Below are 18,634 nucleotides of genomic sequence, written 5' to 3' on the forward strand. Positions count from 1 at the left end.
GATGACGACTGTCTGGGATGCCAATCGTATGTCGGACCACTCATTTTGCGACCAGCACGTGCCGTCACGCTCGTCACAGGAAGCGTCAGGAGGCCGCGTCGGCCCGACGGTCGGCCGAGCCGCGCCGAACACGTCGCTTCGGGGTCGGCGCCGGGCCGGAACCGAGGTCCTGGACCAGCTCGCAGGCGTTGTCGAGCCGGTCGGCCTCGTTGGCGCGCACCGCGAGGCGCCGCAGCACGTCGCGAAACACCCGCGCCTCGTCCTCGGAGACCTCGCCGAGCAGGTGCGTGTCGATCGCCCGCAGGTGACGCTCGGCCAGTTTCCAGGCGAGGTGCCCCTTGTCGGTGGCGACGATCTGCCGGTTGCGCCGGTCGGCCGGATCGGGCCGGCGGGCCACCAGCTCGGCGGTCTCCAGATCGTCGACCAGGTAGGTCATCACCGTGCGGTCGATGCCGAGCCGCTTGGCGAGGGCGGACTGGCTGCCGGCGTCGCCGTGGACCGCCGCCGCGAGCACCTGGTATCCGCGCGGCCCGCCCGGGATGTCGCTGACCACCTCGTTGGACGCCTTGACGTACGCGCGGAACAGCACCCCGAGGTTGAACCCGAGGTCGTGGGCGAGCGACGCGCCCGCCGGGGCACCGAGGGCGGAGGCGGGCGGGGTGTTGTCCATACCGACGACCCTAACAAGCCCTGCTGTCCAGCCAGAAGATCACAATTCGCGACGTTCTTCAGCGAAGACCGTCTGCCCCGAAGATGGGTCACCGGCTGCCGGTGCCGGCCACGACGGGCCGGCACCGGACCCTGGCTACCGGCCGCCGTCGGCGAGGGTGACCAGGGCGGTGGCCGCGCGGAAGTACTTGTTGCGGCCGAGATCGCCGATCGTCTTGATGTTGAGCGCTTCCCTGAGCAGCTTCGCGTCGTCGTCGGTCACGCCGGCCAGTGCGGCCACCGGCGCGTTGACCAGTTCGGCGAGTTCCTTGTCCTCGTACGACTTGTCGAGCAACTTGGCAAGATCCGCTGTCACCGCCATGACGCCTCCCTCCGTACGGGCATCCGACCGGACACCCTGAGATGAGAGAAACTTTTACATATCGGACTTGTCCCATGTGCAGCATTCGCCGACATTGGCGCTGAGTTACGGCTCAGCGGCGGGAGGCGACGCCGGCCGCGCCACGCAGCAGGGCGGTGATGCCGCCCGCCTCCTGCGGCGGCCCGTAGAAACGGCCCTGACCAGTGTCGCAGCCCAGCGCCGACAGCCGGTCGGCCTGGTGCCGGGTCTCCACCGCCTCCGCCGTCACCGAAAGGTTGAGCGCGTGCGCCAACCGCACCAACGCGTCGACGATCCGCTCGTCGACCCGGCTCACCGGATCGTCGCCCCGGATGCCCTCCACGAACGCACCGGCCAGCTTGAGCGAGTGGATCGGCAGCCGGCGCAGATAGGCCAGGTTGGAGTAGCCGGTGCCGAAGTCGTCGATCGCCAGCCGTACGCCCAGCGCGGCGAGCCGGCGCAACGACCGCAACGGCTCCCCCGTCGTGGCCATCACCGCGCTCTCGGTCAGCTCCAGCTGCAACAGCTCCGCGGGCAGGCCGGTGCGCTTCAGCACCGCCGCGACCTTGCCGACCAGCGCCGCTTCGCTGGCCTGCCGCGCCGCCAGGTTGACGCTGACCCGCAGCCGGGCGTCGGGAAACTCGGCCAGCCAGCGACTCGCGTCGGCGCAGGCGGTCGCCAGCACCCGTTCACCGAGGTCGACGATCAGCCCGGTCTCCTCGGCCAGCGCGATGAACCGGTCCGGCCCCAGCCGGCCGAGCTGCGGGTGCTGCCAACGCACCAGCGCCTCGACGGCGATCAGCCGCCGGTCGCCGGTCGCGACGATCGGCTGGTATTCGAGGACCAGCTCGTCACGCTCCAGCGCGGCCGGCAGCGCGGTCGCGAGTGCCGACTTGGCCCGGTCGCGGGCGCTGCGTACCGGGTCGAAGACCGCCCAGCGGCCGCGACCGTCGGCCTTGGCCCAGTAGAGCGTGGTGTCAGCGGCCTTCATCAGGTCGGCCGGATCGGTGTCGGCGACCGGACGCTCGACGATGCCGATGCTGGCCGAGACGGCGAGCTGGTGTTCGCCGATGCGGACCGGCTCGGCGACGGCGGACAGCGCCGCCTCGGCGACCCCGACCACGTCCTGGCGGCCGGTGCTGCCCTCGACCAGGATGACGAACTCGTCGCCGCCCATCCGGGCCACCAGGTGCCCGCCGTCGGCCACGCAGTCGGCCAGCCGGTTGGCGACCACGCTGAGCAGCCGGTCGCCCAGGTCGTGCCCGAGGCTGTCGTTGATCGCCTTGAAGCCGTCGAGGTCGATGAAGCAGACCCCGATCCGGTCGCCGGGCGCGGCCCGGCCGAGCACCGCCGTCAGCCGGTCGAAGAACAGGGTGCGGTTGGGCAGCCCGGTCAGCGGGTCGTGCTGGGCCTGGAACCGCATCCGCTCCTGGAGTTCGTAGCGGTCGGTGATGTCCTCCATCATCGCGACCGTGAAGCGCGGCCGGCCGTCGTCGTGGCGGACCAGCGACACGGCCAGGTTGGTCCAGAAGGCGGTGCCGTCGCTGCGGTGGTAGAGCTTCTCCATCCGGGCCGCGTCGTGGCGGCCCTGGATCAGGTCGGTGTAGTGCTGCCACATCCCGTCGGGGTCGTCGGTGTGGAAGAGCTGCGCGACGTTGACCTGCCGCATCTGTGCCGGGGTGTAGCCGAACATGTCGGCGAGCGCCTGGTTGACCTCGACGATGCGGCCGTCGGTGTCGGCGATGCCGATACCGATCGCGGCCCCGGTGAAGATCGCGCGGAAGCGTGCCTCGCTGTCGCGCAGGGCCTGCTCCGCCTCGTTGCGGGCGGCCCACACCGAGCGGCTGAGCCGCTCCTGCTGGACGAAGGTCCGGTCGCGCAGCGCGGCGGAGAAGCCGGCGGCGAGCGCGCCCTGCAGCGCGGTGGCCCGTTGCCGGACCGCCGGGGAGTCGGCCAGGTCGGGCAGTACGTGGGTGACGAACCGTTCGCCGAGCGCGCGTACGGTCCAGCCGAGCACCGCCGGCTCGGTCAGGTGCGCCTCCACCAGGGCCGTCCCGACGTCGTGCCCCGGCCGGTCGGTGAACTGCGGTGCGAGCGTCGCCCGGGCGAGCCGGACCGTGTGCGCCAGGAGCATCTGCTCGATCTCGACCGAGCTGACCGGCACGAAGCCGAGCCGCCCGACGGCGGCGGCCCAGTCCCGGGCGAACAGCTCCGCCCCGGCGTGGCTGAAGCCGTCCACATCGGACCGACCCGGTGTCGCGCCGGCTGGATCGTCCGCGGGCCCTGTCACGGCTACCCGTCGGCGCGGTCGTTGCGGCCGAGCGCGCCGAACGCGCCGAACCGCTCCGGATGATCGTCCACGTCGGACGGTACGTCGGGCCGCCACAGCGGCATGTGGACGACGCCGGGCGGGAGAATGGTGAAGTCGCCGAAGAACGCGGTGACCTCGGCCTTGGACCGCAGGGTGATCTCGGTGGAGGTGCGGGCGGAGAGCCGCTGCGCGTCGAGCATCTCCTGCGGCTGGTCCTCGAACGTCGAGTGCGAGATCAGCAGGTAGCTGCCGGGCACCGTCGCCCCGCGCAGGGTGGCCAGGATCGCGCCCGGGTCGTCGGCGTCCGGGACGAAGTGGACGACGCCGGCGAGCAGGATCGCGACCGGGCGCCCCAGGTCGATCAGCCCGGTGGCGGTCGCCTCGGCCAGGATCCGCTCCGGTTCACGCAGGTCGGCGTGCAGCACGGCACAGCGGTCGTTGCCGTCGAGGATGGAACGGCTGTGCGCGACGGCGACCGGGTCGATGTCGACGTACACGACCCGGGCCTCCGGGTTGGCGGCCTGGGCGACCTCGTGGACGTTGCCGACGGTCGGGATGCCGGAGCCGATGTCGAGGAACTGGTCGATCCCCTCGGCGACCAGGACGCGTACGGCCCGGCGCAGCAGGGCCCGACCGGCCCGCATCGTGTCGGCGAGATTCGGCGTCATGCCGGCGATCTGCGCGGCGAGCTGGCGGTCGATCTCGAAGTTGTGCGCTCCGCCGAGAAAGTAGTCGTAGACCCGGGCCGCGCTGGGCCGGTTCATGTCGATCTCGGTCGGCGGTCCACTCGACTGGTCCATCTGTCGCCTTCGGGTAGTCCGGGGAATCTGAGGGGGTCCCTGGCCGGCCCGAGCATAACCGCCCCGCGCCGAGGTGCGGTGACCGTGGTCACGCCGTCCCGGCCGTCGCCGGCAGCCCGACCGCGCGCAGGCTCGCCGTCCAGAGCCGGCGGGCCCGGTCCGGGTCGGTCGAGCGGGGCGAGGCGGCGAACGGGGCCCGGAACGCGAAGTAACCGCCGGGTACCAGCGCGTCGTCGGCGGTGGCCAGCCAGACCAGTGTGTCGGCGCCCCGCTCCGGCGTACGGAACAGCAGCGGGACCGGGCGGGCCAGGGTGACAGCGGGCTGCCCCGCCCGAACCGGGTCCGTACCGGGCCGGGGAGCAGGAAGCCGCCGAGGTGGTTGACCTGCATCGTGACGTCGTGGCCGTCGACGGTGGCACGGGTCCGGGCTGCGAACTGGCCGGCGTTGTTGACCAGTACGTCGACCCGGGGAAGGTCGGCCCGCAACCGGTCGGCGACCTCGCGTATCTCGGCGAGCCGGGCGAAGTCGGCCCGGTAGGTGCGGGGCGGGCGGCCGACGACTGCGGCGACCCGGTCCGCGGCGTGGGCCAGCCTCGCCGGTTGCCGCCCGAGCAGCACCACGTCGTCGCCGGCACGGGCGAGCGCGACGGCCGCCGCGAGCCCGATCCCCGAACTGCCACCGGTGACGACCACCGTCCTGCGCTGCCCCATACCCGTCATTCGATCATCGGCGGCGCGCGCCCGCCGGGCACGGATAGGTTGGCGGTATGGCGCAGGCGCAGTTCACCCGGGAGACCGGCAGCGGCGGCGAGTTCGTCCGCCAGCCCAACCGATTCACCGACCGGATCACGGCCGACTCCCAGTCGCCGCCCGGTGGCGGGCCGGACTCGCGGGGGCGGTGGCCGGTCGAACCCGGCCGCTACCGGCTGGTCTGGTGCCGGGCCTGCCCGTGGGCGCACCGCGCCCGGATCGTGCTGGGCCTGCTCGGACTCGACGAGGTGATCTCGGTCGGCACCGTCGACCCGATCCGCGACGAGGCCGGCTGGCGGTTCACCCTCGACGAGGGCGGACGCGACCCGGTGCTGGGCGTGGAATTCCTGGCCGAGGTCTACCGGGCGACCGATCCCGACTACGCCGGCCGGGTGACCGTGCCGGCGCTGGTCGACACGGTCACCGGACGGGTGGTGACCAACGACTATCCACAGATCACGCTGGACTTCGGCACGCAGTGGCGGGCATACCAGCGGCCGGGCGCCCCGGACCTCTATCCCGAGGCGTTGCGGCCGGAACTGGACGCGCTGATGGCGGAGATCTTCCGCGACGTCAACAACGGCGTCTACCGGTGCGGGTTCGCGGTGACGCAGCAGGCGTACGACGAGGCGTTCACCAACCTGTTCGCCCGGCTCGACCTGCTGTCGCAACGGCTCACCGGGCAGCGCTACCTGATGGGCGACACGATCACCGAGGCGGACGTACGGCTGTTCACGACGCTGGTGCGCTTCGACGCGGCGTACCACGGGCACTTCAAGTGCAACCAGCGCAAGCTGACCGAGATGCCGGTGCTGTGGGCGTACGCCCGCGATCTCTTCCAGACGCCGGGGTTCGGCGACACCGTCGACTTCGACCACATCAAGCGCCACTACTACGGCACGCACCCGGCGATCAACCCGACCGGGATCGTGCCGCTGGGTCCCGACCTGTCCGGTTGGACCACGCCGCACGGGCGTGGCTGAACCGCTCCGGGCGGCGGCGGGGTTCGGGGCGGCGGCCTGCGCCGTCGCCGGCACGGTCGCGGTCACCGTCGCGGTGGTCGCCGGGCCCGGTCCGGGCCTGACCGGGTACGTCAGCGAGGCCGGCGTCGAATCCAGCGGGTACGCGTCGACGTACCGGCTGGGGATCTTCGTGCTCGCGGCCGGCCTGCTGCTGTTCGCGCTGGCCCTGCCGTGGGCGCCCGCCGGCGACCCGGCGGTGCGGGGCGGCGCGGGAAGCCGGGGCGGGCCGGCGATGCGGGTCGGTGGCGTCGTGTTGCCCGACCTGGTCCGCACCGCCGGGGCGCTGCTGGTCGCCAGCGCCGCCTGCACCGTGCTGTCCGGCGCGGTGACGTGCAGTGCCGGCTGCCCGCTGCCGCCGTTCGAGCCGGCGACGACCGCCGACCTGGTGCACGGTGCGGCCAGCATCGCCGCGGTCGCGTCGTGCGTCTTCGCGATGGTCGCGCTGGCCTGGTCGCCGGCCACCCCGCGGGCGTTGCGCCGGTTGTCGGCGGTCGCGGCGGCCGTGGCGCTGCCGCTGTCGGCCACGGTCGGGATCGCCATGCTCGTGCTGGGCCGCAGTTCCGTGGTCGCCCTGGTGGAACGGGTGCTGCTGGTCGAGGCGGCCGCCTGGGTGCTCGCCGGCGGCGTGCTGGTCGGGGTCGGGCGGCTCCGGTCCCGCCCCGCCAAGATGCGAAATTACGTAGGTACGTAATACTGGAGACATGTCGAAGGACGATCTCGCCGCCCGGGTGGCCGCCCTGGAGGAGGCGGTGGCCCGGCTGACCCGGCAGGCCACGCCGGAGCCGCGTACCGGCCCCACCGGCCCGGACACCTTCTGGGCGCTGGAAGGACTGCGCGACCGGCTGCCGCCGCAAGCCGAGGCCGGCGCCGTACTCTTCACCGGCACCGTCGACCTGCCCACCGGCGAGCACTACGAGTGGCAACTGGGCCGGCCGGTCGACGACCTGCTCGGCACCGACTGGTCCGAACACGCCGGCACCCTCGCCGCGCTCGGCCACCCGGTACGCCTGCTCCTGCTGCGCCAGGTGCTGCTCGGCTGCCGTACGACCGCCGAACTGGCCGAACAGGAAGGGCTCGGCACCACCGGTCAGCTCTACCACCACCTGCGCCAGCTCGTCGGCGCCGGCTGGCTGCGCCCGTCGTCGCGGGGCCACTACACGGTGCCGCCCGAGCGGGTGGTGCCGCTCCTCACGATCCTGACGGCGGCGACCCGATGAAGATCACCCGACCACTGGTCGCCGCCGCCCTGACCGGGCTGGTCGCGGCCGGGCTGGCGACCTTCGCCGCCCCCTCACCCGCCGGGCTGGCCGGCGACCGCACCGGCGACACCGGACCCGCCACCCGGGTCCGGGACGCTGTCGACGACCCCGCCGGCTACCGCGGCCTCGCCGTCGCCACCGTCGACGGCGGCCAGGTACGGGTCGCCGGGATCGGCGAACGCGGCACCGCCGGCGGCGACGTCGACGCCGGCACCCGGTTCGAGTCCGGCTCGCTCACCAAGGTCATGACCGGCATGCTCCTCGCCGACCTGGTCGCCGACGGCGTCGTGACGCCCGACGACACGCTGCGGCAACTGTTCCCCGGCCGCGCCTTCGAGGACCCGGCCGTCGGCGACGTCACCCTGGCCGAGCTGGCCGGTCACACCTCCGGGCTGCCCCGGCTGGCCCCCGCGCCCGGCGGGCCACTGAGCACCGTCGTCGCGGCGGTCCGCGGCACCGACCCGTACGCCGGGCAGGACGCCACCCACGTACTCGACGCGTTGTCCGGCACCCGGGTCCGCGACCACCGGGGTGAGGTGACGTACTCCAACTTCGGCATGGCGGTGCTCGGCCTGGCACTCGCCGAACGGGCCGGTACCGCCTACCCGGAACTGCTGCGCCAGCGCCTGCTCGACCCGCTCGGCATGACCGCGACCGGTTTCGTCGGCGAAGGCGATCCGCTGCCGGCGGGTGCCGCGACCGGCGGCACCGGTGCGGGTCGCCCCATGCGGGCGTGGCGGGCCGGCGGGCTGGCCGCCGCCGGCATCGGCATGTGGACGACCGCGCACGACCTGGCCCGGTTGCTGGCCGCGACGATGGCCGGAACCGCGCCGGGCGCCGACGCGACCACCCCCAGGTACGGCCCGGACGACGAGCGGATCGGGTACGGCTGGTTCACCACCCGGTACGACGACCGCGAGATCGTCTGGCACAACGGCGCGACCGGCGGCTTCAGCACGTACGTCGGGTTCGAGCGGGCGACCGGCCGGGGCGTGGTGCTGCTCGGCAACACCGACCGTGGTGTCGAGGCGGTCGGGCTGCGACTGCTCGGCGTCGACCGGCCGACCGACGGCCCGGACGCCAACTGGCTGCTGATCGCCGTCACCGTCGTACTGCTGGTCGGCGGCGGGCTCGGCCTGGTCGCGACGGCGACCGGCACCGGCAGCACCTGGCGGCCCGCACCGGACCGGCTCGGGCTGGCCGGCGGCGTGCTGTCGGCGGCGGCGTCGCTGGTGCTGGCGCACCGGGCGGGGGCGTGGCTCGACGTTCCGGCGGTGTTGTGGCCGGTGGCGGTCGGGTTCGCGGTCGCCGGCGTGGTGCTGGCGGTGTTCCGATTGCCGGGCCTGCCGGTGACCGGCCGGGGCACGCCCTGGGTGCGCTGGACCGGCGCGGCGATCGGCGCGGTCGTGAGCGGCGGGCTGATCCTCGCGGTGGCGATCCTGACCTGATCGCCGCTGTCCCCTACTTGGCCGCCTCCAGGGTCGGTGCCGGCTGGGCGGCCGGGCCGGGGGTGGCCGCCGACGTACCGAGCCGCTCGTAGAGCATCCCGCCCTGGTGGGCGAGGGCACCGACGACGGTGGGCACGATCGGCAGGATCCAGTCGGCGACGATGCCGCGGTGCGGCAGGTTGAGGATCAGCACCGCGGCGGCGGCGCCGCCGAACCCGTGCGCCAGGGCGCGCCACACGGCGCGACCGGTGTGGCCGACGGCGGCCCGCCGGGCGGCCCGGTCGCCGAGGTCGGGGAAGCCGGCCAGGGCACGGGCGTCCCGGCGGCCGAAGTTGACCCCGGCCACCCCGCCGGCCACCGACGTGCCGACGACGGTCGCGGCCAGCAGGTCCCGGGCCAGCAGCAGGAGCAGCCCGAACGCCAGCGCTCCGAGCCCGAGGGCGACGGCGGCGCGGATCCACTCCCGCTTGTCGCCCGGATACCAGTAGTACTTGGTGGTGCCCTCGGAGACCTGCTTGACGATCCGCCCCATTTCGGCCCCTCACCTCGCTGACCGTAACCCGTTCCCTCAACGATCGTTACGAAGCGTAGGCATCAGCGGGATCACCTGGCTGGCAGCATACTGAAAATAGCTACCATTCTCCCAAATGGCGGGAAACCGGTCAGAAGAGGACGGTTGCGAACGTGCCCACCGAACGGAAACCACACCGCTCGTACACCCGGCGGGCCGGCACGTTGTAGTCGTTGACGTAGAGGCTCACGGTCGGGGCGACCCGGCCCGTCGCGTCGCGCATCACCGCCGACATCGCCGCCGTCGCGATCCCCCGCCCCCGCCACTCCGGAGCGACCCAGACCCCCTGGATCTGCGCGGTGCGCCGGGTCACGACGGCCAACTCCGCCTTGAAGACCACCTCACCGTCGACGACCTTCACGTACGCCCGCCTGGCGCGTACCAGGTCGAGCACCCGGCGCCGGTAGCCGCGCCCGCCGTCGTCGACCAGCGGCGACGCGCCGACCTCCTCGGTGTACATCGCGACCGCCGCCGGGAAGAGCAGGTCCATCTCGTCGGAGCGGGCCAGCCGCACGTCGGGGTCGGGGCGCACCGGTGCCGGACCCTCCGCGGCCAGCAACGGCTGGTTCGGGCGTACGTCCCGCGCCGGTCCCCACCGGCTCTCCAGCCGCTCCCACAGGCCGAGCACCGCGTCGGCGCGGCCGACGATGGAGGAGCAGAGCCGTTCCTCGGAGCCGATCCGCTCGGCGAAGGCGGCGACCGCGGGTTTCGAGGCGAGAATCGGGGTCAGGTGGCCGCCGAGCCAGCACAGCGACTCCACCTGGCGGCGCGAGCCGTAGCCGAAGATCCGCCCGTCGGCCCGCCACCAGGAGAGGCCGTGCGCGGCGACCCGCTCGGCGACCTGGGCGGCGGCGAACGGGTCTAGGTCGAGGAGCCTCTCGACCGCACCGCGCTCGGTCTCCCCGAGCTGCCGTACGGGCACCATGAGCACGCTTACCAGCGTGCCAGATTCGCGGCGCCCAGGTGCGGTCAGCCGCCAACTCCCCACTCCCCCCTCGACGATCCCCGTGATCAGGGACCAAGTCGGGCGTGATGCCGGCGTGTCGTGGTTCGAATCCCCTGATCACCGGGATCAAGAAGCCCGGCCTCGCGTGGTGGACGTCTCTGTCGTCTTGTCGGCGATAGTTTTCCGATATATCGTCGAGCCATCAACGACAGTCTGAGGGGAGACTGAAATGGGATTCCGACGCGATTTCCACGCGGCCCACGAGGGCCGGATGCGGGGCTTCCGGCCGTTCCCGCCCGGCGGCTTCGGCCCCGGGTTCGGCGCCGGCTTCGGCGCGGGACCGGGCTTCGGTCCAGGACACGGTCACGGCCGGGGGCGCGGGCGGGGCCGGCGGCCCAACGTCCGCACCGCCGTGCTCGCCCTGCTCACCGAGCGGCCCATGCACGGTTACGAGATGATCCAGGAACTCGACCAGCGCACCGGCGGGGCATGGCGCCCGAGCCCCGGGTCGATCTATCCGACGCTGCAACTGCTGGAGGACGAGGGCCTGATCGTCGCCAGCACCGAGGAGTCCGGCGGCGGGCGCAAGCGGTTCGCGCTCACCGAGGCCGGACGGGAGGAAGCGGCCACGGCGGCCGAGGCTCCGCCGTGGGCGGAGTTCGAGGAGAGCGTCGGTAGCTGGCAGGACATCCGCGACGCCAGCATGCAGGCGATGCAGGCGCTGCGGCAGGTGATGACGACCGGCACCGACGACCAGCGGGCCCGCGCGGCCCAGGTGCTCGACGAGACCCGGCGCAAGCTCTACGCGATCCTCGCCGAGGAGAAGTGAGCACGCTTCCGGGTTCCTCACCGCCATGATCGCGGTGATCAGGGACTAGGGCGGGCGTGTCGTCGGCGTGCCGCGGTCACCAGCCCCTGATCACCGGGATCTCGCAGCCGCGGCCGACCATCGCCCACGGCGGTGGCGGCTGCCGGCCGTCGGCCACGGGTGGCGGCTGCCGGCCGCGGGGGTGAGGGCGCCTGCCGGCACGGTGCCCGGCCCGGACAGCGGAACGGCCCGCCACCATCGGTGGCGGGCCGTCGGCGGATCCGGCGTGGGTCAGTGGACCGTCACGGACGGGGCGCTGACCAGGTCACGCAGTTCTTCGGGAAGCTCGGCGCCCATCTCGTCGGCGAGCCGGATCGCCTCCTCGACCAGGGTCTCCACGATCTGCGACTCCGGCACGGTCTTGATGACCTGGCCCTTGACGAAGATCTGGCCCTTGCCGTTGCCGGAGGCCACCCCGAGGTCGGCCTCCCGGGCCTCCCCCGGGCCGTTGACGACACAGCCCATGACCGCCACCCGCAACGGCACCGGCAGCCCCTCGAGGGCGGCGGTGACCTGCTCGGCCAGGGTGTAGACGTCGACCTGGGCCCGGCCGCAGGACGGGCAGGAAACGATCTCCAGACCCCGCTCGCGCAGCCCGAGCGACTCCAGGATGGCGTTGCCGACCTTGATCTCCTCGACCGGCGGGGCGGACAGCGACACCCGGATCGTGTCCCCGATCCCCTCGGCCAGCAGGGCGCCGAACGCCACCGCCGACTTGATCGTGCCCTGGAACGCCGGCCCGGCCTCGGTGACGCCCAGGTGCAGCGGGTAGTCACACTGCTCGGCGAGCTGCCGGTAGGCCCGCACCATCACGACCGGATCGTTGTGCTTGACGGAGATCTTGATGTCACGGAAGCCGTGCTCCTCGAAGAGCGAACACTCCCACAGCGCCGACTCGACCAACGCCTCGGCGGTGGCCTTGCCGTGCTTGGCGAGCAGACGCTTGTCGAGCGAGCCGGCGTTGACCCCGATCCGGATCGGGATGCCGGCCGCCGAGGCCGCCGCGGCGATCTCCTTGACCTTGTCGTCGAACTGCCGGATGTTGCCGGGATTGACGCGTACGGCCGCGCAGCCGGCGTCGATCGCGGCGAAGACGTACTTCGGCTGGAAGTGGATGTCGGCGATCACCGGGATCTGCGACTTCTTCGCGATGGCCGGCAGCGCCTCGACATCGTCCTGCGACGGCACGGCGACCCGGACGATCTGACAGCCGGACGCCGTCAGCTCGGCGATCTGCTGGAGGGTGGAGTTGACGTCGGCGGTGAGCGTGGTGGTCATCGACTGGACCGACACCGGGGCGCCGCCTCCGACCGGCACCTGGCCGACCATGATCTGGCGGCTGTGTCGGCGCGGGGCGAGCGGCGGGGGCGGTACGGCGGGCATGCCGAGGCTGACTGCGGTCACTGGGTACTCACCTTGAGAAGAGCGTGATCGGATTTATCACGTCGGCGGTGACGGTCAGCAGCGTGAAGGCACCACCGACGAGGATCACCACGTATGTGACTGGCATGAGTTTGAAGTAGTCGACCCGCCCCGGATCCGGCTTGCCGAGCCGTGCGAAGAGCCACGAGCGGGCCCGCTCGAACCAGGCGATCGCGATGTGCCCGCCGTCGAGCGGCAGCAGGGGCAGCAGGTTGAAGACACCGACGAAGAAGTTCAGCGAGATGAAGAGCAGGACGAAGATCTCCCACGCGTCGTTCTCGACCGCCTCGCCGCCGAGCCGGCTGGCGCCGACGACGCTGATCGGGGTGTCCTGGTCGCGCTGGTCGCCGGTGATCGCCGCCCACAGCGCCGGGATCTTCTCGGGGATGCGCTGCATCGCCCGGACGGTGCCGACCGCCATGTCGCCGGTGTATTCGGCGGTGGCCCCGATCGCCTCGATCGGACCGTACGTGACCATCAGCGGAACCCCGGGGGGCGGCACCGGGCCGGCGACACCGAGCGCGGAGACGGTGACGGCGGCACCCTCGGGGTTGTCCAGCGGGGTTCGCTGCACGGCCGCGAGGTCGGCGGTCACCTGGCCCGGCACGCCGGCGCGCTCGTAGCCGATGGTGGCCTGACCGGGCGGCAGTCCGCGGACGACGTTGACCAGGTCGGTGTAGGTGGCGACCGGGGTGCCGTTGATCGAGGTGATCTTGTCGTCGTCCCGGAGGCCGGCCTGGCGGGCCGGGCCCGCCGGATCGCTCGGCAGGCACTCGCGCGACTCGTTGGCCACGACGACACAGTCAGTGATCTTCACGTGGGCGGGAAGCGGACCGGCGAGGGCCTTGTTGGGCAGTCCCATGAACATGGCGGCCAGCCACAGCGCAACGATCGCCAGCATGAAGTGCGTCGCCGAGCCGGCGCCCATCACGATGGTGCGCTTCCAGACCGGGTAGCGCCACATCACGCGGTGCTCGTCGCCCGGCTCGACGTCGTCGTCCTGCGGGGTCATCCCGACGATCTTGCAGAATCCGCCGAGCGGGATGGCCTTGAGTCCGTACTCGGTCTCACCGCGCCGGAACGAGAAGATGGTGGGGCCGAAGCCCACGAAGTAGCGGCTGACCTTCATGCCGAACTTCTTGGCGGTGAGCATGTGCCCGGCCTCGTGCAAACTCACCGAGACAAGGATGGCCAGGGCAAACAGCACAACCCCGAGCAGGTACGCCATCAAGCTCCCTCCGCAGACGCCCCGATGATTTGCCGCGCCTGCGCCCGTGCCCAGGTCTCCGCGGCGAGCACGTCCTCGACGGTACCCGGTTCGGCGAAATCGGGGGCCGCCCCGAGCACCCGCTCGAGTGTGTCGACGATGCCGAGGAACGGTAGCCGACCGGCGACGAACGCGGCCACGCACTCCTCGTTGGCGGCGTTGTAGATCGCCGGGCGGCAGCGGCCGGCCTCGCCCGCCGCCTTCGCCAGCCGTACGGCCGGGAACGCCTCGTCGTCGAGCGGGGCGAACTCCCAGGTGTGCGCGGCGGTCCAGTCGACGGCGGCGGCCGCTCCCGGCACCCGGTCTGGCCAGCCCAGGGCCAGCGCGATCGGCAGTTTCATGTCCGGCGGACTGGCCTGGGCCAGGGTGGAGCCGTCGACGAACTCGACCATGGAGTGGATCACCGACTGCGGGTGGACCATCACCTCGATGTCGGCGTACGGCACGTCGTAGAGCTCGTGTGCCTCGACGACCTCCAGCGCCTTGTTGACCATGGTCGCCGAGTTGATCGTGACGACCTGCCCCATGTTCCAGGTCGGGTGGGCCATCGCCTGCTCGACGGTGACCCCGGTCAGCTCCTCGCGGCGCCGCCCGCGGAACGGGCCGCCGCTCGCGGTCAGCACCAGCCGGCGCACCTCTTCGCGGGAGCCGCCGCGCAGGCACTGCGCCAGGGCCGAGTGCTCGGAGTCGACCGGCACGATCTGCCCGGGGCGGGCCAGCGCGGCCTTCACGAGCGGGCCGCCTGCGACCAGCGACTCCTTGTTGGCCAGGGCGAGGGTCCGCCCGGCGCGCAGGGCCGCCAGGGTCGGCGCGAGCCCGAGCGAGCCGACGACCGCGTTGAGCACGATGTCGGCCGGCAGCTCGGCCAGCTCGGCCATCGCCGACGGGCCGGCCACGATCTTCGGGATCTTGAAGCCGCCGGCGGGGTAGTCGCGCCGGGCCGCCTCGGCGTAGAACGCCAACTGCAGGTCCTGGGCGGCGGACGCCTTGGCCACGCCCACCACCTCGACGCCGAGTTCCAGCGCCTGGGCGGCGAGCAGGGCGACGTTGCCGCCGCCCGCGCCGAGCCCGACGACCCGGAACCGGTCGGGTGCGTGGCGGACGATGTCGATGGCCTGCGTGCCGACCGAGCCGGTCGAGCCGAGCAGGACGATGTCGCGGGGTGAACTCACGCCGCCCATTGTGGCCGAGCGGGATTGGGAGCCGGTGGGGAGCCGCCCTCGATCAAGGGCCGGCCAGCGTACGGGCGTGCGGACGGCCGGGTCGGGGAATGAAGGAGTGATGGAATCCGGCTGGAGGTGGCCGCGCCGGTTGGCCCGCGCGGCGTTGCGGCCGGTCCGGGGCCGGGACCTGGCACTGCACGCGGCGGCGATCACGTTCTACGGCGCGGTGGCGGTGGTGCCGGTGGCCCTTCTGGCGGTCTGGGCGACCGGCCTGGTCGCCGGCGCCGACCGGGTACGACGGCTGGCCGGTCACGCGATCGAGACCCTGCCCGACCAGATCGGCGCCGACCGGGCCGCCGCCGCGCTGATCGACGCCGGGCTGGGGCTGACTCCCCTGTTCGCACTGGCCGCCCTCCTGCCGGCGTCGCTGTACGGCGAAGGGCTGCGTCGGGCGTTCGGGTCCGTCGCCCGCCCGGCGCCACCGGCCGGGCGGCTGATCGGCTGGCGTGGCCGGTTGCTGCTGTTGCCGGTCCTGGCCGCCGCGCCGGCGCTGCTGTTGTCGGTGCTGCTGACACTGCCACTGACCACCGGGCTGGTCGGCGAGGGCGGCTGGGCCGGCGTACTCGGGGTGGTGCTGTCCTTCCTCGCCGTCTGGCTGGGGCTGACGCCGGTGCTGGTCTGGGTGTTCCGGGTGGTCGGGCCGGCCCGGCCGGACTGGGCGTCGACCGCCGTCGTCGGCTCGTTCACCGCGGCCAACCTGTCCGGCTTCCTGCACGGGTTCGTCCTCTTCTGCTCGCTGCCGCTGGATCTCGGCGTACCGTTCGGCGGCTTCGACGGGATCGGCGCGGTCGTCGCGGTGCTGCTGTGGCTGTACCTCTTCCACGTGATCGTGCTCACCGGCTATTCGGCGACGCTGGCGGGCAGCGCCCGGTGGGTCCGGCGGGCCACCGGTGGCGCCGACCGCCCCATCGCGCCGGTGGTTCCGGCCGGCCGGAACCGGGATCGGGAACGGATAGTCTGTTAGAGCCGGTTAGCGCAGTGAACGGCGTTCATCCGGCGACGCGGCCCGTGGCGACGAGGAGGTGGCGGTTGACGACGGCACCGACGCGACGCGAACGCCTTCGTACGGCGACCGTCACCGAGATCAAGGAGGGGGCCCGCCGACTGCTGAGGGCCGGCGGGCCACCGGCGATCTCGCTGCGGGCCATCGCCCGTGACATGGGCATGACCGCCCCGGCGATCTACCGGTACTTCCCCAGCCTCGACGCGCTCACCGCCGCCCTCGCCGGCGACCTGTACGACGAGGTGCGTACGACCGTCGAGGCCGCCCGGGACGCCGCCGGGGCGGACCCGCTCGCGCAACTGCTGGACATGGCCCGGGCGTTCCGGCGCTGGGCGGTGACCCACCCGGACGAGTTCACACTGATCATGGGTCACCCCGCCGGTGGGACCGGAGTGTCCGAGGCGGCCTGCGTCGACGCCGGGCACCCGGGCGCCCGGCTCGGCGCCACGTTCCTGCGGCAGCTGACGGTGCTGTGGGAACGCGCCCCGTTTCGCGCGCCGGCCGGAGAGGCGCTGGAGCGGTCGCTCGCGCCGCTGCGCAGCCGGCACGGCGAGGTGCCGGTGGAGGTCGCATACCTGTTCCTCGCCGCCTGGACCCGCCTCTACGGCCTGGTCGCGATGGAGGTGTTCGACCACCTGGGGTGGGCCGTCACCGATCCCGAACCCCTCTTCGAGGCCGAACTGGCCAGCCTGGCCGAGCAGCTCCGCTCCCCCACGAAGATCCCTTGATCGCATAGCCGGGCATCGCAGTGAGACGGCCCGCGCCGTTACGCTGCCGGGCATGAATGAGCGGTCGAGCGCCCAACTGCCCTCCCGTGCCGACGTGGTCGTCGTCGGCGCCGGCCACAACGGTCTGGTCTCCGCCGTCCTGCTGGCCCGCGCCGGCCTCGACGTGGTGGTGCTGGAGGCCGCGCAGGTCGTCGGCGGAGCCGCCCGCACCGAGCGGCCGTTCGCCAAGGTCCCCGGCCTCGGCCACTCCACCGGTTCCTACCTGCTCGGCCTCATGCCGCCGGAGCTGATCACCGAACTCGGTGTCGAGATCCCGGTCCTGCGCCGCGATCCGCACTATTTCCTGCCGACGCCGGGCGGTGCCGGCTCGCCCTACCTGCTGTTCGGATCCGACCGGGCGGCGACCCGCGAGCAGATGGCGGCCTTCTTCTCGCCCGCCGACATCGCCGCCGACGACGCGATGCAGGCCGAGTTGGCGGCCCTACGGAAGGACCTCGCGCCGGCCTGGCTGGCCGAGCCGTCCGCCGTCGAGGAGACCGCGCAGCGATACGTCCGGCCGGCGCTGCGGCAGGTCTTCGTCGACCTCGTACGCGGCTCGGTCGCCGACTACCTGGCCCGGTTCGAGTTCCGGTCCCAACTGCTGGTCGCCATGTACGCGGTGACGGATGGCCTCTCCGGCCTCAACGCCGGTCCCGACGATCCCGGCACCGGGCACAACTTCCTGGTGCACAACATGTGCCGGCTGCCGGGGGCCGACGGCACGTGGATGATCGCCCGGGGCGGGATGGGCACGGTGTCGCGCACCTTCGCCGACGCGGCCCGCGCCGCCGGGGCACAGATCTTCACCGGCACGCCGGTCAGGTCGGTCACCGTCGATGGCGGCGCGGCCAGCGGTGTGGTGCTGGCCGACGGCCGTACGGTCGGCGCGCGGGTGGTGCTCGGCGCCTGCGATCCCTACCGGCTGATCGACCTGGTGCCCGACAACGCGCTGCCGGCCGAACTGACCGCCCGGATGGCGGCGGCCCGGCGACCGGGCAGCACACTGAAGATCAATCTCGCGCTCTCCGGGCTGCCGCGCTTCGCCTGCCTGCCGGACGACGCGCCCAGCCCTTTCGGCTCGACGATCCACCTGCTGCCCGGTTCGGCGTCGCTGGTCGGTGACGGGGCGGGCGAGTCGCCGATGGCGGCGCTGCGCGCCATGTGGGCCGACGTGCAGGCCGGCCGCCTGCCCGAGGAGCCGACGATGGAGTGGTACCTGCACACCACGGTCGACCCCTCGTTGCAGGACCCCGCCGGCCACCACTCGTCGGCGCTGTTCGTGCAGTCGGTGCCGTACGAGCTTGCCGACGGGACCTGGGCCGACGCCCTGCCGTCCTACGTGGACAAGCTGCTCGCGGTCTGTGAACGCTACGCCCCCGGCACCGGTGAACTGGTCGCCGACATGATGCCGCTGACGCCGCCCGGCATCGAGGAGCACTTCGGCATCACCGGCGGGCACATCCACCACGTCGACAACACGGTGTCGTTCACCGACCGGATGCCTTACGCGACCGGGCTGGACGGCCTCTACGCCGGCAGCGCCGGCTGCCATCCGGCCGGCAGCGTCATCGGAGCGGCCGGCCACAACGCGGCGAAGCGGATCCTCGCCGACCTGGCCACCTGAGCGCACGCTGGCCACCTGAACGCACGGCAGCCGGCGGGCAGCGGGCAGCGGGCGAGTCTCGGGCGTGTCGCTACCGAAGATCCCTGATCACCCCAGGTCGGACCGGAAATCGGCCCGACCTGGCGGCCAACCGGTTGACAAACCCCTGTTAGTGCCCGCAACTCCGGACACACTGCGTTGAATGGGCAAAAGCGCCGAGTTCAGGCCGACCCCGAACTCGCGCGAAGCCGGAGAGAGTGGCCTCCCCGCACCGGACGGCCACTCTCTCCGTTTCGCTCTCTCCACCTGGTCACGTGCCGGCCGGC

General features: G+C 72.7%; 16 protein-coding genes and 2 pseudogenes. 8 read left to right on the forward strand and 10 right to left on the reverse strand.

From position 1 onward, the window contains the following. Nucleotides 1–85 precede the first annotated feature (85 nt). The 5 genes and pseudogenes from QCD66_RS29075 to QCD66_RS29095 all read right to left on the reverse strand — a co-directional run. Entirely contained in the window at nucleotides 86–670 is a 585-nt protein-coding gene (locus QCD66_RS29075; RefSeq protein WP_364208024.1) for a MarR family winged helix-turn-helix transcriptional regulator, read from the reverse strand. Nucleotides 671–805: 135 nt separating this feature from the next. Next, nucleotides 806–1,030 carry a hypothetical protein gene (locus QCD66_RS29080; RefSeq protein ID WP_407566867.1) on the reverse strand — a complete coding sequence of 75 codons (225 nt, stop codon included), beginning with the start codon at nucleotides 1,028–1,030 and terminating at the stop codon, nucleotides 806–808. A 112-nt stretch (nucleotides 1,031–1,142) separates the two neighbouring features. After that, nucleotides 1,143–3,287, reverse strand: coding sequence for an EAL domain-containing protein (locus QCD66_RS29085; protein ID WP_364208030.1), 2,145 nt, complete (start codon nucleotides 3,285–3,287; stop codon nucleotides 1,143–1,145). 53 nt (nucleotides 3,288–3,340) lie between these two features. Continuing rightward, nucleotides 3,341–4,159: an SAM-dependent methyltransferase gene (locus tag QCD66_RS29090; protein WP_364208810.1), complete on the reverse strand. Its 819-nt coding sequence runs from the start codon at nucleotides 4,157–4,159 to the stop codon at nucleotides 3,341–3,343. A 420-nt stretch (nucleotides 4,160–4,579) separates the two neighbouring features. Further along, nucleotides 4,580–4,879: pseudogene (locus tag QCD66_RS29095) on the reverse strand (SDR family NAD(P)-dependent oxidoreductase); the annotation flags it as partial. A 47-nt stretch (nucleotides 4,880–4,926) separates the two neighbouring features. Between QCD66_RS29095 and QCD66_RS29100 the strand changes: the two are divergent. The 4 genes and pseudogenes from QCD66_RS29100 (at nucleotide 4,927) to QCD66_RS29115 (ending at nucleotide 8,638) form a co-directional block, all read left to right on the forward strand. Further along, nucleotides 4,927–5,993, forward strand: a pseudogene (locus tag QCD66_RS29100) (glutathione S-transferase family protein). Nucleotides 5,994–6,163: 170 nt separating this feature from the next. Further along, a complete protein-coding gene (locus QCD66_RS29105; RefSeq protein WP_375734504.1) occupies nucleotides 6,164–6,622 on the forward strand; it encodes a DUF998 domain-containing protein in 459 nt (152 codons plus the stop codon). Between the two features lie 10 nt (nucleotides 6,623–6,632). Then, nucleotides 6,633–7,148 carry an ArsR family transcriptional regulator gene (locus tag QCD66_RS29110; RefSeq protein WP_357535796.1) on the forward strand — a complete coding sequence of 172 codons (516 nt, stop codon included), beginning with the start codon at nucleotides 6,633–6,635 and terminating at the stop codon, nucleotides 7,146–7,148. Further along, entirely contained in the window at nucleotides 7,145–8,638 is a 1,494-nt protein-coding gene (locus tag QCD66_RS29115) for a serine hydrolase (protein WP_375734486.1), read from the forward strand. Before QCD66_RS29110 ends, QCD66_RS29115 begins: the two co-directional genes overlap by 4 nt. 13 nt (nucleotides 8,639–8,651) lie before the next feature. Here the strand turns inward: QCD66_RS29115 and QCD66_RS29120 are convergent, their stop codons facing one another. After that, complete coding sequence (locus tag QCD66_RS29120; RefSeq protein WP_364208038.1) at nucleotides 8,652–9,170, reverse strand: hypothetical protein; 519 nt, start codon at nucleotides 9,168–9,170, stop codon at nucleotides 8,652–8,654. 130 nt (nucleotides 9,171–9,300) lie between these two features. Further along, nucleotides 9,301–10,140 (reverse strand): GNAT family N-acetyltransferase, encoded by an 840-nt coding sequence (locus QCD66_RS29125; RefSeq protein WP_375734487.1) that lies wholly within the window; start codon nucleotides 10,138–10,140, stop codon nucleotides 9,301–9,303. A gap of 244 nt (nucleotides 10,141–10,384) precedes the next feature. Between QCD66_RS29125 and QCD66_RS29130 the strand changes: the two genes are divergently transcribed. Next, on the forward strand, nucleotides 10,385–10,984 hold the full coding sequence (locus QCD66_RS29130) for a PadR family transcriptional regulator (RefSeq protein WP_364208044.1): 600 nt from the start codon (nucleotides 10,385–10,387) through the stop codon (nucleotides 10,982–10,984). Between the two features lie 270 nt (nucleotides 10,985–11,254). Here the strand turns inward: QCD66_RS29130 and ispG are convergent, their stop codons facing one another. The 3 genes from ispG to dxr are packed head-to-tail and all read right to left on the reverse strand — an operon-like array spanning nucleotide 11,255 to nucleotide 14,884. Continuing rightward, the gene (gene ispG / locus QCD66_RS29135; protein WP_357535787.1) at nucleotides 11,255–12,427 is read right to left on the reverse strand and encodes a flavodoxin-dependent (E)-4-hydroxy-3-methylbut-2-enyl-diphosphate synthase; all 1,173 of its coding nucleotides are present in this window, start codon (nucleotides 12,425–12,427) and stop codon (nucleotides 11,255–11,257) included. A 7-nt stretch (nucleotides 12,428–12,434) separates the two neighbouring features. Continuing rightward, nucleotides 12,435–13,673, reverse strand: a complete 1,239-nt coding sequence (locus tag QCD66_RS29140; RefSeq protein WP_375734488.1) for an RIP metalloprotease — start codon at nucleotides 13,671–13,673, stop codon at nucleotides 12,435–12,437. Further along, nucleotides 13,673–14,884 (reverse strand): 1-deoxy-D-xylulose-5-phosphate reductoisomerase, encoded by a 1,212-nt coding sequence (gene dxr, locus QCD66_RS29145; RefSeq protein ID WP_364208050.1) that lies wholly within the window; start codon nucleotides 14,882–14,884, stop codon nucleotides 13,673–13,675. Before dxr ends, QCD66_RS29140 begins: the two co-directional genes overlap by 1 nt. A gap of 109 nt (nucleotides 14,885–14,993) precedes the next feature. Here dxr and QCD66_RS29150 point away from each other — a divergent pair, with 109 nt between their 5' ends. The 3 genes from QCD66_RS29150 to QCD66_RS29160 all read left to right on the forward strand — a co-directional run bounded on the left by QCD66_RS29150 (nucleotide 14,994) and on the right by QCD66_RS29160 (nucleotide 18,329). Beyond that, nucleotides 14,994–15,899: a YhjD/YihY/BrkB family envelope integrity protein gene (locus QCD66_RS29150; protein ID WP_407566868.1), complete on the forward strand. Its 906-nt coding sequence runs from the start codon at nucleotides 14,994–14,996 to the stop codon at nucleotides 15,897–15,899. 65 nt (nucleotides 15,900–15,964) lie between these two features. Continuing rightward, nucleotides 15,965–16,666, forward strand: a complete 702-nt coding sequence (locus QCD66_RS29155; protein ID WP_375734490.1) for a TetR/AcrR family transcriptional regulator — start codon at nucleotides 15,965–15,967, stop codon at nucleotides 16,664–16,666. A gap of 52 nt (nucleotides 16,667–16,718) precedes the next feature. Next, nucleotides 16,719–18,329 carry a phytoene desaturase family protein gene (locus tag QCD66_RS29160; RefSeq protein WP_375734491.1) on the forward strand — a complete coding sequence of 537 codons (1,611 nt, stop codon included), beginning with the start codon at nucleotides 16,719–16,721 and terminating at the stop codon, nucleotides 18,327–18,329. The last annotated feature ends 305 nt before the right edge of the window (nucleotides 18,330–18,634 follow it).

Source organism: Polymorphospora sp. A560, from assembly GCF_045781765.1.
Lineage (GTDB): Bacteria > Actinomycetota > Actinomycetes > Mycobacteriales > Micromonosporaceae > Polymorphospora > Polymorphospora lycopeni.

Bases quoted from the DNA above. Each gene is read 5' to 3' on its own strand.
- QCD66_RS29075 (WP_364208024.1), bottom strand. From the start codon at position 670: ATGGACAACACCCCGCCCGCCTCCGCCCTCGGTGCCCCGGCGGGCGCG.
- QCD66_RS29105 (WP_375734504.1), top strand. From the start codon at position 6,164: ATGCGGGTCGGTGGCGTCGTGTTGCCCGACCTGGTCCGCACCGCCGGG.
- QCD66_RS29140 (WP_375734488.1), bottom strand. From the start codon at position 13,673: ATGGCGTACCTGCTCGGGGTTGTGCTGTTTGCCCTGGCCATCCTTGTC.
- QCD66_RS29120 (WP_364208038.1), bottom strand. From the start codon at position 9,170: ATGGGGCGGATCGTCAAGCAGGTCTCCGAGGGCACCACCAAGTACTAC.
- QCD66_RS29160 (WP_375734491.1), top strand. From the start codon at position 16,719: ATGAATGAGCGGTCGAGCGCCCAACTGCCCTCCCGTGCCGACGTGGTC.
- QCD66_RS29110 (WP_357535796.1), top strand. From the start codon at position 6,633: ATGTCGAAGGACGATCTCGCCGCCCGGGTGGCCGCCCTGGAGGAGGCG.
- QCD66_RS29115 (WP_375734486.1), top strand. From the start codon at position 7,145: ATGAAGATCACCCGACCACTGGTCGCCGCCGCCCTGACCGGGCTGGTC.
- QCD66_RS29150 (WP_407566868.1), top strand. From the start codon at position 14,994: ATGGAATCCGGCTGGAGGTGGCCGCGCCGGTTGGCCCGCGCGGCGTTG.
- QCD66_RS29090 (WP_364208810.1), bottom strand. From the start codon at position 4,159: ATGGACCAGTCGAGTGGACCGCCGACCGAGATCGACATGAACCGGCCC.
- QCD66_RS29130 (WP_364208044.1), top strand. From the start codon at position 10,385: ATGGGATTCCGACGCGATTTCCACGCGGCCCACGAGGGCCGGATGCGG.
- QCD66_RS29080 (WP_407566867.1), bottom strand. From the start codon at position 1,030: ATGGCGGTGACAGCGGATCTTGCCAAGTTGCTCGACAAGTCGTACGAG.